Source organism: Pseudomonas sp. NFACC37-1, assembly GCF_900101575.1.
Taxonomy (GTDB): domain Bacteria; phylum Pseudomonadota; class Gammaproteobacteria; order Pseudomonadales; family Pseudomonadaceae; genus Aquipseudomonas; species Aquipseudomonas fluorescens_AA.
Window position 1 is genome coordinate 39,881 of record NZ_FMUZ01000023.1, and the last position, 13,665, is coordinate 53,545.

Here is a 13,665-nt window from a genome sequence, read left to right on the forward strand (position 1 = left end):
TCAAAGGATTAACACCATGAACCTTTCGCTTCGCTTGGACGACCTGCGCAATGCCTACCGCAGCGGCGAACTGACGCCTCGGACATTGCTGTTGGAGCTGCGGGAAAAAGCCGCGGCGCTGAACCCGGACTATCACCTGTTCATCCACCTGCTGACGGTCGAGGAACTGGAGCCCTACCTGGCCGCGTTGGAAGGCCGCGACCTGGAGAGCCTCCCCTTGTACGGCGTACCTTTCGCCATCAAGGACAACATCGACCTGGCCGGCATTCCGACCACTGCAGCCTGCCCGGCGTTTGCCTATGTGCCGCCACGCTCGGCGACCATCGTCGAGCAGTTGCTGGCACTGGGCGCGATCCCCCTGGGCAAGACCAACCTCGACCAGTTCGCCACCGGGCTCAATGGCACTCGCTCGCCCTACGGCGCCTGCCGCAACAGCGTGTTGCCGGACTATCCGGCAGGCGGTTCGAGCGCCGGCTCGTCGCTGGCCGTGGCCTTGGGCGTGGCGAGTTTTGCCTTGGGCACCGATACCGCCGGATCCGGCCGGGTGCCCGCTGCACTGAATAATCTGGTGGGCATGAAGGCCACCCTGGGGTTGATCTCCACGGCAGGCGTGGTCCCGGCCTGTCGCACGCTGGACTGCGTCACGACCTTCACGGCGACGGCCAAGGAAGCCAGCCAGCTATTGGCGCTGACGGCCCGTCCAGACCCTCGTGACGACTACAGCCGCCACAACCCGCAGTGGAACGACGGCTCTGCGTTCGGCGCGCCTCGGCGCTTTCGCTTCGGCGTACCGCGCCAGCAGGACCTGGCGTTTTTCGGTTGTCCTGAAGGTCCGCACCTGTTTCTGGATGCCATCGAGCGACTCGAACGTCTGGGCGGCGAAGCCGTGGAACTGGACCTGTCGCCGTTCCTGGAAGCCGCACGACTGCTTTATGAGGGCCCTTGGGTGGCTGAACGCTACAGCGTTGCCGGCCCATTGATGGAGCGCGAGCCCGACGCCGTCCTACCCGTCATCCGCGCCGTATTGGCGAAAGCGCCTACGGTAGATGGCGTACAAACCTTCCGCGCCCGCTACCGTTTGCAAGCGCTCAAAGCTCAATGCGACCGGGCCATGGACGCGCTTGACTGCGTACTCACACCGACCATCGGCCGGCCAGTGACCCTCGCCGAACTGGCCGCCGAACCGGTGCTACGCAACTCGGAACTGGGTTACTACACCAATTTCATGAACCTGCTGGACTACGCCGCCGTCGCCGTTCCCAGCGCGCTCATGACCAACGGCTTGCCCTGGGGCGTGACGCTGTTCGGTCGAGCCTTCACCGATCAATACCTCTTGAGCCTGGCCGATGCCTTGCAGCGTCAACAGGACAAGACCTTGCCCGTGCCCGCCCACCCGGCGCGCCACGACCGAGCGCGGCTGGTCGTGTGCGGCGCACACCTGGACGGGTTGGCACTGAACTGGCAGCTCAAGCAACGCGGCGCCCGGCTGATCGAGGCCACCCAAAGCTCGCCGGACTACCGCCTCCACGCCTTGGCCGGCGGCCCACCCTTGCGACCCGGCATGGTTCGGGTTCGTGAAGGCGGCGTGGCGATCGAGGTCGAAGTCTGGGAGCTGCCGAGCAGTGAACTGGGCTCATTCCTGACGGGCATTCCCGCACCGTTGGGGCTGGGCAAGGTGCAACTGGCCGATGGGCGCTGGGAGAGCGGATTCATCTGTGATTCGTATGGTTTGGAGGGCGCTCAGGACATCAGCCATCTGGGAGGATGGCGGGCTTATCTAATTACCCTTGAGTAAACAGTACCTGTGGCGAGGGGATTTATCCCCGCTGGCTGCACAGCAGCCCCAAAACCTGTCAGCGTGGTGTATCAGACAGAGTGCATTGGGGCCGCTTCGCGGCCCAACGGGGATAAATCCCCTCGCCACAATCTTGCAAACCTGCAAATTCGACTGTCTTTTCCCACAAGGCCACTAAACTGACTCCATTGGGTCCTAGCCAAGGGAATCGCCATGTCGCTTCGTTCGCCGTTGTATTCCCAGCGCAAGCCGCTGCTGGTCGTGGTGGCGTTGCTTGGTACAAGCTTCCTGATCATTTCATTGTTGGGCTATTACGCCGCCCATACCTCGATACGCGATCACATTCTCAAGACGCTGTACGTGAACCTGCTGGTCGGCCTGCTCGTGACGCTGGCGGTCCTGGCCATTCTTTGTCGGCTGATCAACAACTACCAGCAACGCATCGACGCCCAGGCCACCCTCGACAGCCTGACCGAATTGCCGAACCGCCGTGGCTTCGACCTGCTGGCCGTGCAAGCCCTTCACGAAGCCCAGCGCGAGCCCAGACCCTTGACGGCGCTGCTGGTGGAACTGGACGACTTCAAGCGGCTGGACACCACCCACGGTCATATCGCCACCGATCAACTGTTGACCGGGTTCGCCCGCAGCCTGACTGAGAGCCTGCGGCATTCGGACATCGTCTGTCGCTGGAGCGCCGAAGCCTTTGTCGTCCTGCTCAAGGACACCGACGGCCAGACCGGTCTGAAAATCGCGGAGAAAATTCGTCAGCACATCGAAAAGCAGCGCTATTTCTGCAGCGGTAAACAATTGCTGGTCACCGTCAGCCTCGGCCTCACCACCTTGCAGGACGAAGATACCTTGCACAGCTTGCTGTCGCGGACCGATCATGCGTTGCAACGCGCCCGGCAGACCGGGGGCAACCGAACCTGCGTGGACATGCCTCACTCCAGTTATGAATAAACCCGACCTTTGCCCGGCCTGCGGCGGCACCAACGACTGCACCCTGGCCGACCCACGAACCGCCGACCGGGCCTGCTGGTGTTATGGCGTGAGCATCGACCCGGCCGTGCTTGAAGCATTGCCGGCCGAACTGCGTGATCAGTCCTGCCTGTGCCCACGCTGCGCCCAGGTCCAAGCCCAGTTGCGCGCCAAGCCCCAACCGATCGCGTAAGATACCCACCCTCCGCTGCCCTGCCTGAACTGCCCATGCGCGTCGACCGTTTCCTCAGTAATCTGCCGCGATTCAATCGCCAACAAGTGCGCCTGTTGCTGGTGGAGCGTCGGGTGCGAATCGACGGCCAGACCGTCAACGATCCCCATGCACCGGTACGAGAATTCAGTCGCGTCGAAGTCGACGACGAAGTGCTGCAAACCGGCCGACCGGCGCGCTACTTCATGCTGCACAAGCCGCCCGGCTGCGTCAGTGCCACTCGCGATCCGCAACACCCCACCGTCCTCGACTGGCTGGACGAACCGGACAAGGACGACCTGCACATCGCCGGGCGCCTGGATTTCAACACCACCGGGCTGATGCTGATCACCAATGACGGCAGCTGGTCGCGGCGCCTGACCCAACCGCAGACCAAGCTGCCCAAGGTCTACTACGTCGAAACCGAGCGAACCATCACGGCCGAATATGCCGACACCTTCGCCCGAGGCCTGTATTTCGCCTTCGAAGACCTCACCACCCAGCCGGCAGAACTGACGCTGCTGGGGGAAAAATCGGCGCGCTTGAGCATCGTTGAAGGGCGCTACCACCAGGTCAAACGCATGTTCGGCCACTTCGACAACAAGGTGCTGCGCCTGCACCGTGAATGCATGGGGCCACTGCTGCTGGACGCCAACCTTGAGCCCGGTCAGTACCGCGCCTTGACGCCTGAGGAGGTCAGCCTGATCTGAGTCGATGACCGTCGGGCAGAAGTGTCGAACAATTTTCCGACAGGTACTTGCGCAACGGTCGCCCCCCTGCTTGAATCAAACCGTCGGCCGAAATGTGACCGATGAGTCACCACATACTTCCAAGAAACTTTTTGCCGGCGGGAACCCTCAGGTTCCGCCTTGTCCGCCCGGCAAACTGCCCGCCTATAACAACACCCGTCGACCGTCTTCCTTGGATCGACATGGGCCTTATATTCCAGGCGTATGCCTACCTGTCACATTGCCCGTGCAATCTCATTGCGCGCATACCCGCTTGCCAGGAGTCTTATGACATGAGGCCAGAAATCGCTGTGCTGGATATACAGGGTCAGTATCGGGTTTACACGGAGTTCTATCGCGCAGACGCCGCACAAAAGACCATCATCCTGGTCAACGGCTCAATGGCCACCACTGCGTCGTTTGCTCAGACCGCCAAAAACCTCTACCCGCAATTCAATGTCGTGCTGTACGACCAGCCCTATGCGGGCAAGTCCAAGGCCCACAATCGCCACGAGAAAATGCTGACGAAGGAGATCGAAGGGCAGATCCTCCTGGAGCTGATCGACCATTTCGCCGCCGAGCACGTGCTGTCGTTTTCCTGGGGCGGCGCCGCCACGCTGAGCGCCCTGGCCCATCGGCCAAGGCGCATCGAAAAAGCAGTGATCAGCTCGTTCTCACCGGTGCTCAATGCGCCGATGCGCGACTACCTGGAACGCGGCGTGGATTACCTGGGCAGCCTGGACGGCGACCGTGTCGGGCACTTGGTCAACAGCACCATCGGCAAGCATCTGCCGCCGCTGTTCAAGCGCTTCAACTATCGCCATGTCAGCAGTTTGGCCGAGCATGAGTACGGGCAGATGCACTTCCACATCACCGACGTGCTCCACAGCGACCAGCAGTGCTACGTCAATGCGGCTAGGAAAATCAACGTGCCGGTACTGTTCCTGAATGGCGAATGGGACGAATACACCTCGGCCGTCGACGCCAGGCTGTTCGCCAACCACGTCGAGCACAGCACCTTCAGCACGCTGCAAGCCACCGGGCACTTCCTGGACATGGAACACAAAGCCGCCTGCCGCGACAGCCGCAACGCCTTGCTGGGTTTCCTCACACCGGAACACCACGAAAGCCGACCGCGCTACAGCTACGTGCAGGACTACCATGCACTGGCTATCTGAAACCGAGTCCTGGCGAGCAAGCCCCTTCCCCCATCAGCACAGGGGCTTGCCCGCCAACGACCGCTCTGGTTTGAGCCTTGCGTAGACGAGTGACCTCGCCGCACGTAAAGAAAAACTTCAAATCCGTGGCCACATCTGGTACAAAGTCAGCCGCTCTGAGCGGGTGTCGTATAATGGCATTACTCCAGCTTCCCAAGCTGATAACGAGGGTTCGATTCCCTTCACCCGCTCCAATCGAATTCTGGTCCCCCTGTCGTATGTTTTTTGACGGGGGGATTAAAAAACCGGCCCATGGTGGCCGGTTTTTTTATGGCTGATATTCGGGAAAGTGTGAGGTGATCTCCGAGCGTAGATAGATGGCTTCCCGTCTACGTCATACGTCAAAAATAAATACGTCCCCATTTCCACGGACATAGTAATGAGAAAAATGAGTCCCGTGGCGAGGGAGCTTGCTCCCGCTTGAGTGCGAAGCGCTCATGAGAGGGGGGCTGCTGCGCAGCCCAGCGGGAGCAAGCTCCCTCGCCACATATCGCATGGCCCGGAAGATTTGTAGGCAGAATCCGAAAACTGTGTAGGGGGTGCGCTTACCTTACTTTTCGGCGAGTTTTCGCCTTGTTGCCCTTGCCCTTCGATGGCTACTCTCCCAGACGTCGCTGCAAATTCAGCGACCGGGCCTAGGAACCCGTTGAATTCAAGGCGCACAGCGCCCCATAAAAATTGCAGGCGCTTTTTGTGTTTGCGATGATGTTTTATGGCGGCTGTGCGTGGGACACCCTCGGGTGTGCCGGGTGCCTTGATTCCCGGTTCCTAGCCCACGTACGGCCGCCACCCGAATCTAGGAAAGGATGGCGGCGGTTTCTCAAGTCAAGGAGTGAATCTATGCGAAACGTAATTCCATCCTATTTCCGCGCTTACCAAACCAAGCTTCAGCTTCGGGCCAACGACCTCCCAATCTTCGGAGGCAGGCCATGAACGAAGATACGACGCTCAAAACCATCGGCTACACCCCCTTCAACTATTCCGCTGATCGAGCACTGTTCCGTGTCAACGGCGGCGTTCCCATCCAAGAAGCATTGGAACGAGCATCGGATCTTTTGCATCTGGCTCACCGGCCTGCCGAAGACGCGGCGTTTGAGAAGAGCACCGACCGCTACGCCTGGGCTGCGCATTTTTTGTTGGAGATGAGCAAGGCGGTGATCGATGACGTTGTGAAAGTCATTACGCCTAGATCGGAAGTTGAAGTTAGAAAAAAAGCCGAGAAACAATAGATAGACCGTACGTTTGAGAATGGGAGCCGCAGACTCCCACCTAACGACAAACCAAAAAGCCCCGGCGTTTTTCGCAGCGGGGCTTTTTGTATCTTGGCTACCTACTTGTGTCGTTCATTGCTCAGCCGCCAGGCAAATGCCCCAACGGCAACGCCCCCGGCGTCTTCACCGTATGAATCGCAAAGTTGCTCCGGATGTCACTCACCCCCGGCAACTTCAGCAAGCGCCCGGTGAGGAATCGGTCGTAGGCCCGCAGATCCGGCACCACCACTTGCAACAGGAAATCCGATTCGCCTGAGACCAGGAACGCCGAGATCACCTCCGGCAATGCCGTGACCGCCTGGCGAAACGCTTCGGCTTGTTCGTCGTTATGCCGTTCAACCTTGACCCCGACAAAAATCGTCAGCCCAAGGCCCACTTCGTCGCGGTCGAGGACGGCTTGATAGCCGCGAATCACTCCGGCTTCTTCAAGCATCCGCACGCGGCGCAGGCATGGGGAGGCGGACAGGCCGATTTCTTCGGCCAGTTGCACGTTGCTCAGGCGACCATCGCGCTGCAGCGCGGCGAGGATTTTGCGGTCGAAGGCATCCAGTTTCATGAATTGGCATTTCCCGATGGAATGACGCGATTACATGGCAGGTTATGCCAATTTCAAAAGCTTTAGAAGCTGACTTCGCAACCACCTGCCCTGCCCCTCGGCCCTAGACTGACGCTACCGAATCGTCGATGAAGGGGGATGTGGCATGGCAGAGCTCTGGTTGTTCCTGATGGCCTTGATGGTGGTGTATGTGCTGCCTGGGCCGGACATGATCCTGCTGCTGCAAACCGGTGCCCGTCAGGGCAAGGGCACGGCACTGGCGACGGCGGTGGGCCTGGGCGTCGCCCGGGGATGTCATGTCGCGCTGGCCGCATTGGGGCTTTCGGCATTGTTCAAGACTGCGCCCTGGACCTTTGACGCGGTACGCCTGGCCGGGGCTGCCTATCTGTTATGGATCGGGTTTCAATGCCTGAGGACCACGTTGTTGCCGAGTTTTGAAGGAGCCGGTATCGAGGCCGGAAAGCGGCGTTGGTATCAGGCGATTCGGCGTGGGCTGCTGACCAATTTGCTCAACCCGAAGGCATTGCTGTTTTGCTCGGTGTTGTTGCCGCAGTTCATCGATCCACAGGGCGGACCGGTGCTGGAGCAGTTTGCGACCCTGGGCGTGGTGTTGGTCAGCGTGGGTTTGTTGTTTGATAGCGCCTACGCGCTGGTAGGTGTCGCGCTTGGGCGCTGGCTTCAACGCTCGCCTTCGGCCCAGCGTGTTCAGCAATGGTTGTTTGGGAGTCTTTTGATTGGATTTGCGGTGCGACTGACGTTTGTGCAGCAGGCCTAGTGCCTGTGGATAAGCTGGTCGGACGGGACCTGGAGCGAAGCGAACTGGGCTGAAACTTGGGCTGCTACGCAGCCCAGCGGGAGCAAGCTCCCTCTCCACGGTCATATTTTTTACCCTTCCTCACATCCCGAAATAACCCCACTCACCTAGCCGCTCCCCTTGCCGGGCGCGGCTTCTACACTTCTGTCCAATCAGCTCACCTACCCACCAGTGTCGCTCTTGGTGGTTATAGTGTTGATCATTAAAATTCAGTAGGTATAGTACCCACCAAGCACACCACACGGAGGTGTTGTGAATAGCCGATTCTTGATAAGCCAAATCATTGCAGACGGTTGGTATCTGGTGCGGGTTCGGGGCAGTCATCATCACTTCAAGCACCCGACCAAACCGGGATTGGTCACGGTTCCTCATCCGAAGAAGGACCTGCTCAAGAAAACGGCCATCAGTATCTTGCAACAGGCGCTGCTCCAGCCGGCCCGTTGCCCTGCGTTCCCGGAGGACGATGAATATGCTTTACCCGATTGCGATTTCCATGGGCGATGACAAGCACGCCTGGGGTGTTGAAGTGCCTGATATTCCCGGTTGCTTCTCCGCAGGCGACGATCTGGACGACGCCATGGCGATGGCCCGCGAGGCCATTGAGGGGCACTTCGAGATTCTGGCCGAGGACGGTTCGGCAATTCCTCCAGCCAACACCGTCACTCTGCATGCGGCCAATCCAAAATATGCCGGCTGCACTTGGGCACTGGTGGACATTGATGTGACCAAATACCTGGGCAAGGCGCAGAAACTCAACATCACGTTGCCCGGTTATCTGCTCAATCGTATAGATGAATACGTGCTGCACCATCCTGAAGAGAAGAGCCGCTCCGGCTTCCTGGCTTCGGCAGCGCTGAAGGTGTTGCAACAAGGCCGGTGAGAAGCCGCCACCACCGGTGGGAGCGAGCTTGCTCGCGATAGCGCCCTGTCAGCCAACATGGATGCTGCTGATCTGACGCCATCGCGAGCAAGCTCGCTCCCACAGGACTCAGCCAGACGGCTATTTTTTCTCCGCCCCGGACTCCTGCATCTGCACCGAAGACTTGGTGCCGTCGGTGTTGTCCTTGGTCTCGTTATCCGAGTTGTCGAAACAGCCTTGCAGGGCGAACAAGCAGCAGGCAAGGCAAAAAGTGCGGGCGATATTCATGTTGTACTCCGATGCCGAGGGCTTTGAGCAGTGACCTGCGAGAGCGGCAATGGTTGCGACTGTCGTCGTGCCGGACGATGAACGTCGACGGATGCTGGCGACTGAAATGTAAGTAGAATTTTCACCGCCTCGTTGCTGTCACACCAGACAGGTGCATCCAATAAGGAAACACGGCAATGGCGTTCGCAAAAATCGCTCAAAAACTGGCCCTCTGGGCGGGGAGCCCCAAGACATTCCTGGGGGCCATCGTGTTGTTGGCACTGTGGGCAGCCAGCGGACCTTTCTTCGGTTTCAACGACACCTGGCAATTGATCATCAACACCTCGACCACCATCATCACCTTCCTCATGGTGTTCCTGATCCAGAATACGCAGAACCGCGACACGGACATCCTGCATCTCAAGGTCGACGAATTATTGCGGGCGACCAAGGATGCACAGAACGCAATGCTCGGCCTCGAGTCGCTGGACCTCAAGCAACTGGAAGCGCTGAGAAAGCACTACCAGGACATGGGCAAAGACGAGGCCAAGAGCCTTGACGGCTTGGAACAAAAAAACAAGATCGACCTGAACCAGTGCTGATGCCTATGCACGAGTGCTGTCAGGCCTTTTTTCGGCGGGCAAAATCAACCGGGACGCTGGCGCCCCGGTCCTGAATGTAAAAACAGATGCGGCAGGTCAACGGCTGGCCTGCAGCGCCCTGGCCATTTCGAGATGGGTCTGCAACTTGGGCAGGGTTTCGTCAGCGAAGGCCTTGATCTCTGGTACTTCGGTGGTCTGGGCCTGCTGCTGGATTTGCGCGATGGCCTCTTCGGTAGCCTTGACCTGGCTGGCGGCATACGCCGCTTCGAACGACTCGCCTTCATTGACCTGTGGCATCAACGCCTTGGCCTTGTCGGCCACTTCCTCCCGGGGGGCGACAGGCAAGTCGAGCTTCTTGGCAATCTTCGCCAGATGCTGATTGGCGGTGGTACGGTCGTTGATCACCATAATGGTGTAGTCCTTGACCTCCCTGGATTCGGCTTTTCCGTGGGCCATGCGACTTGTCTCGATGTCGGCCATGCCCTTGGCGGAAGCATCATCGATGAATTCGGCAGGCGATTGGGCCCAGGCACTGTTGGCACCCAGGCCCATCAGCACGACGAGACTGGTGGTGCGAAAAAAGCTGGCCATACGGCTCATGGTCACGCCCTCCTCTGATAAAAGTTCTGGTGGGTTATCCACCGTTGAATCAGAACCAGCCATGAATATTCAACGAGACGTCCGATCCGGCTTTCGACGGGCTTCTATCGACGATCGTGATGGTGGTTCTCCCACCTTTGCGACCTGCTTCGGACACCTTCGTTCGATCATGAGCAATGTTTGTCGGATAAACATTGCTTGAACCAGGCATGGTTCAGGCCTCCGTATTCGTGAATGCCAGGCACGCAGGCCCCGTCTTGTATTGGAATGGGATACGCGCTGAAGGTTTGAGAAAGGTGCTGGCGCCACGACGAACGGTGACGTGCTATCAAATACCAAACGCCCGGTGATTGTGGCGTTTGGCGGCGTACATCGCCTCGTCGGCGTGACGGAACAGCGCGACATCTTCAGTGCCATGGTCGGGGAAACAGGCCACGCCGATGCTCGGCTCGATGCTCAGGCAGTGCCCGTCCAGGCGCAGCGGCTGGACCAGTGCGTGGTGGATTTTTTCCTGCACGCTGCGGGCATCCTCCAAGGCCTGGATGCTGTGCAGCAGGACCACGAACTCGTCTCCGCCGATGCGCGCCACGGTGTCGGTGTCGCGGATACAGCCCTTGATACGATTGGCCACCGCCTGTAGCAGCATGTCGCCCACTCCGTGGCCATAGGTGTCGTTGACCTGTTTGAAGCGGTCCAGGTCGATATACAGCAAAGCCATGCGCCCGGATGCCGCGCGGGCGCTCGCCAGTGCGCACTTGAAACGTTCACGGAGCAATTCGCGGTTAGGCACCTGGGTCAACTGATCGTACTGAGCCATGTGCTGCAACCGGGCATGCAACTGCTTGCGCTCGATGGCAATGGTGATCTGTGCGCAGACGTATTGCAGGAGTTCCTTGTCCTGTTCGGTGTAGCGCTCGTTGTCCGGCGCACTCTTGACGATCAATGCGCCAATCGTGCCGTTCTGCGAATTCAGCGGCACGCCCAGCCAACACGGCGCGTCCGGCTGCGCCACCAGGTCGTCGAACCCCGCTGGCAAAGAGCTGCCACCGGGCGTCAGCAGGATCGGCTGGCCGCTGCGAATCACTTCGGCGCACAAACGCCCGGTGACCGTGCCCGGCAACTCAGGCTGCCCTTCCCGATCATCGACGTGATAGGGGAAGTTCAGCTGCGAACATTGTTCGTCATACAGCGCCACCGAGAAATTCAGCGCCGGCAGCCACTCACCGATAATCAGGTGGACGCGCTTGAACAGCGCCAGCAAGTCAGCCGCGGCATGGGCCGCCTCGGAAATCGCATACAACGCCGCCTGCCGGGACTCGGCCTGCTTGCGTTCAGTGATGTCCCGGGCCACGGCAATGCGCAGTTGGTCCAACGGCGACCAGCGTGCCGACCACAGGATGTGTACCACCCGCCCATCCTTGCGCAGGTAGCGATTCTCGAAATTGAGCTTGGGCTCACCCTCCATGATCTCCCGCGCCGCCTCGAGGGTCCGCTGGCGGTCGGCAGGATGCACCAGATCGATCATCGGCTGGCCGATCAGCTCCTGCGGGGTGTAGCCGAAAATACGCTCACAGGCGGCACTGACAAACACGAAACGCCCTTGACCGTCGACGGCACACACGGCGTCCAGCAGAAGGTCGATGTAGCTGGCCAGCGGCGCGGAACTTGAAGTGTCCATGGGGCTGGAAGTCATCCGGATAATGCAACGGTGAGCGAAGCGGGCGATGGTCGGTTCGTGACGCTGTACAACCAGCGAGACCGACGCGTCCAATACCGATGAGGATAGCGCAGGCGATCAGACTTAAGGGGATGAAACGCTTGGCAGGCGCTGCCACTCAACTCGACACAGCCCATTACGGCTCCGCAAAAAACACCATGCCGGCATACGGAGCCTGCCGACAGGCCTTCAGCCGCGACGCCAGGTCGCCCACATGGGCTTCCAGCTTGTACCCGTCCGGGTCGAGAAAGTAGAACGAATCACCCTCGCTGCGGTTGTCTCGCCACGACGATACCTGGGCCGCGTGCAGCCGCGCCACCAGCACGGGAAAATGCTCGGCGCTGATGCTGAATGCGTAATGGGTGTAGTCCGCGGTCGGCTCGGGCCTGCGCAATGGGTCGAGAGACAGGCATAACCACAAACCCGGCAGCGACAAATACGCCCCGCTGTTCCACCTGGCCTCAAGACGCAGCTGCAAGAGCTCGCCATAAAAAACCACACTGCGATCCAGGTCGGTGACGGCAAGGGTCAGATGATTGAGGCCTGAGAACATCAGCAAGCAACCTTCAGAAAAGAGTGATAACCCAGCGGGCTTGGGGCAAATCCGTGGTGTCCCCAAGCTCCGACAGTGCCGATGGATTCCCCGGCCAGGGTCCTAGGCAAAGTCCTACGTTGAACTCTCCAGTGACACTCAAACACGCCGGAAACAGCCGATTCAAAGCCCTGCCCAACAATCTGTAAAGTCTGGAAACACACCACTATCGCAACACACCACGGACAGCTCCATCAACCAAGGAATGTAATCGCGCCATGGACCAGACTGCTCAACCACCTCATTACTTCACCAACTACCGCAAGCTCATTTCCCTCGCAGACCAGGATTGGCAAGGCACCGAGGCCGGAAAAATCTCAGGGCTGAATGTCGAGGTCAAGACCCCCAATGTGCTGGTCGACCAATACGGCCGGACCTTTCATCACTTCTGTACCACGTCTTACCTGGGCCTGGACTATCACCCCGCGTTGCTGGACGGCGCCATGACCGCCCTGTGGGAAGCCGGGACCCTGCGGGTCGCCAACTCAAGGAATCGCTGCAAGCTGGCGATCCTGGACCAGTACGAAAGCCAATTGTCGGAGCTGTTCGGCGCCAGTTGCCTCAGTGCCCTGTCCTGCAGTGCGGCAAGCGCCGGAATCCTGCCGTTGCTGGCCAGCGGCGCATTCACCCACCATCGCGCGCCCGTCATGGTGTTCGACAAACAGGCCCATTATTCGATGAACCACAGCAAGGCTGCCTGTGCCGACGAAACCCAGGTCATCACCTGCCCGCACAATGACATGGATTTCATCGAAGACGTGTGCAAACGCCAGCGCGACGTGGCGTATGTGGCCGACGGTGCCTACAGCATGGGCGGGATGGCGGACCTGGACAGCCTGATGTATCTCAAGCAGCGCTATGGCTTGTTTCTTTACCTGGACGACTCCCACGCCCTGTCTGCCGTCGGGGAATCCGGCGCCGGCCTGGTCCGTTCGCGCATCCCGGCGGTGGACGAGCGCACCCTGATCGTTGCCTCCCTGGCCAAGTCATTCGGCGCCAGTGGCGGGCTGGTCATGTTTGGCTGTGAACGGTACAAGGCGCTGGTGCAGCGCTACGGTGGGCCGAGCAATTGGTCCCAGAGCCTGAACGCCGCGGCCATCGGTGCCGGCATGGCGTCGATCCGCCTGCACCGCAGCCGCGAATTCAGTGCCTTGCAGGAGCGTTTGCAGGCTAATATCCGCCTCTTCGACAGCCTCGTGCGGACCGGACAGCGCGGCACACCCATGGCGATCCGTATGGTGCCTTGCGGTGAAGCGGCCCTGGCCAACAGCCTGGCGGTCGAACTGGCCGAACGGGGGTATTTCACCTCGGCGGTATTTTTTCCCGTGGTGCCCCAAGGCAAGGCTGCCATTCGCATTACCCTGCGCGCCGACATGGAGCCGGACGTGATTCGCTCGTTTTGTGAAACGATCACCGAACTGCTGCTGACCCACGGGCGTGACCTCCGCCCTTGAGACA

The 13,665-nt window shown here is 59.8% G+C and carries 14 protein-coding genes, 1 tRNA gene and 2 pseudogenes; 12 read left to right on the plus strand and 5 right to left on the minus strand.

What is annotated here, in order from left to right:
* The first annotated feature begins 16 nt into the window (after nt 1-16).
* The 7 genes and pseudogenes from atzF to BLP82_RS21180 all read left to right on the plus strand — a co-directional run bounded on the left by atzF (nt 17) and on the right by BLP82_RS21180 (nt 6,158).
* The gene (atzF, locus tag BLP82_RS21150) at nt 17-1,795 is read left to right on the plus strand and encodes an allophanate hydrolase (protein ID WP_092172573.1); all 1,779 of its coding nucleotides are present in this window, start codon (nt 17-19) and stop codon (nt 1,793-1,795) included.
* 342 nt (nt 1,796-2,137) lie between these two features.
* Nucleotides 2,138-2,755, plus strand: a pseudogene (locus BLP82_RS21155) (GGDEF domain-containing protein); the annotation flags it as partial.
* Complete coding sequence (locus BLP82_RS21160; protein ID WP_060738783.1) at nt 2,748-2,966, plus strand: cysteine-rich CWC family protein; 219 nt, start codon at nt 2,748-2,750, stop codon at nt 2,964-2,966. The pseudogene BLP82_RS21155 and the gene BLP82_RS21160, both read left to right, overlap by 8 nt.
* A 35-nt stretch (nt 2,967-3,001) precedes the next feature.
* The gene (locus tag BLP82_RS21165) at nt 3,002-3,694 is read left to right on the plus strand and encodes a pseudouridine synthase (RefSeq protein WP_092172579.1); all 693 of its coding nucleotides are present in this window, start codon (nt 3,002-3,004) and stop codon (nt 3,692-3,694) included.
* Between the two features lie 311 nt (nt 3,695-4,005).
* On the plus strand, nt 4,006-4,890 hold the full coding sequence (locus tag BLP82_RS21170; RefSeq protein ID WP_092172582.1) for an alpha/beta fold hydrolase: 885 nt from the start codon (nt 4,006-4,008) through the stop codon (nt 4,888-4,890).
* Nucleotides 4,891-5,049: 159 nt separating this feature from the next.
* A tRNA-Gly gene (locus tag BLP82_RS21175) sits at nt 5,050-5,123 on the plus strand.
* A 735-nt stretch (nt 5,124-5,858) separates the two neighbouring features.
* On the plus strand, nt 5,859-6,158 hold the full coding sequence (locus BLP82_RS21180) for a DUF3077 domain-containing protein (RefSeq protein WP_092172585.1): 300 nt from the start codon (nt 5,859-5,861) through the stop codon (nt 6,156-6,158).
* 121 nt (nt 6,159-6,279) lie between these two features.
* Here the strand turns inward: BLP82_RS21180 and BLP82_RS21185 are convergent, their stop codons facing one another.
* A complete protein-coding gene (locus BLP82_RS21185) occupies nt 6,280-6,756 on the minus strand; it encodes an Lrp/AsnC family transcriptional regulator (protein ID WP_092172588.1) in 477 nt (158 codons plus the stop codon).
* A 145-nt stretch (nt 6,757-6,901) separates the two neighbouring features.
* On the opposite strand from BLP82_RS21185, the gene BLP82_RS21190 reads away from it, so the two are divergent.
* The 3 genes and pseudogenes from BLP82_RS21190 (at nt 6,902) to BLP82_RS21200 (ending at nt 8,450) form a co-directional block, all read left to right on the plus strand.
* A complete protein-coding gene (locus BLP82_RS21190) occupies nt 6,902-7,531 on the plus strand; it encodes a LysE family translocator (RefSeq protein WP_092172591.1) in 630 nt (209 codons plus the stop codon).
* A gap of 291 nt (nt 7,532-7,822) precedes the next feature.
* A pseudogene (locus BLP82_RS21195) lies at nt 7,823-7,999 on the plus strand (type II toxin-antitoxin system HicA family toxin); the annotation flags it as partial.
* A 40-nt stretch (nt 8,000-8,039) separates the two neighbouring features.
* Entirely contained in the window at nt 8,040-8,450 is a 411-nt protein-coding gene (locus tag BLP82_RS21200; RefSeq protein ID WP_025212335.1) for a type II toxin-antitoxin system HicB family antitoxin, read from the plus strand.
* Between the two features lie 120 nt (nt 8,451-8,570).
* Here BLP82_RS21200 and BLP82_RS31225 read toward each other — a convergent pair whose 3' ends face one another.
* On the minus strand, nt 8,571-8,717 hold the full coding sequence (locus BLP82_RS31225; protein WP_170842355.1) for a hypothetical protein: 147 nt from the start codon (nt 8,715-8,717) through the stop codon (nt 8,571-8,573).
* 176 nt (nt 8,718-8,893) lie between these two features.
* Here BLP82_RS31225 and BLP82_RS21205 point away from each other — a divergent pair, with 176 nt between their 5' ends.
* The gene (locus BLP82_RS21205; RefSeq protein ID WP_060738790.1) at nt 8,894-9,298 is read left to right on the plus strand and encodes a low affinity iron permease family protein; all 405 of its coding nucleotides are present in this window, start codon (nt 8,894-8,896) and stop codon (nt 9,296-9,298) included.
* A gap of 96 nt (nt 9,299-9,394) precedes the next feature.
* Here BLP82_RS21205 and BLP82_RS21210 read toward each other — a convergent pair whose 3' ends face one another.
* The 3 genes from BLP82_RS21210 to fos all read right to left on the minus strand — a co-directional run bounded on the left by BLP82_RS21210 (nt 9,395) and on the right by fos (nt 12,168).
* Complete coding sequence (locus tag BLP82_RS21210; RefSeq protein ID WP_092172594.1) at nt 9,395-9,898, minus strand: DUF4142 domain-containing protein; 504 nt, start codon at nt 9,896-9,898, stop codon at nt 9,395-9,397.
* Between the two features lie 328 nt (nt 9,899-10,226).
* Entirely contained in the window at nt 10,227-11,576 is a 1,350-nt protein-coding gene (locus BLP82_RS21215; RefSeq protein ID WP_092172597.1) for a sensor domain-containing protein, read from the minus strand.
* 175 nt (nt 11,577-11,751) lie between these two features.
* A complete protein-coding gene (fos, locus tag BLP82_RS21220; protein ID WP_092172600.1) occupies nt 11,752-12,168 on the minus strand; it encodes a fosfomycin resistance glutathione transferase in 417 nt (138 codons plus the stop codon).
* A 257-nt stretch (nt 12,169-12,425) separates the two neighbouring features.
* Between fos and BLP82_RS21225 the strand changes: the two genes are divergently transcribed.
* Entirely contained in the window at nt 12,426-13,661 is a 1,236-nt protein-coding gene (locus BLP82_RS21225) for an aminotransferase class I/II-fold pyridoxal phosphate-dependent enzyme (protein ID WP_092172603.1), read from the plus strand.
* Nucleotides 13,662-13,665: the final 4 nt, after the last annotated feature.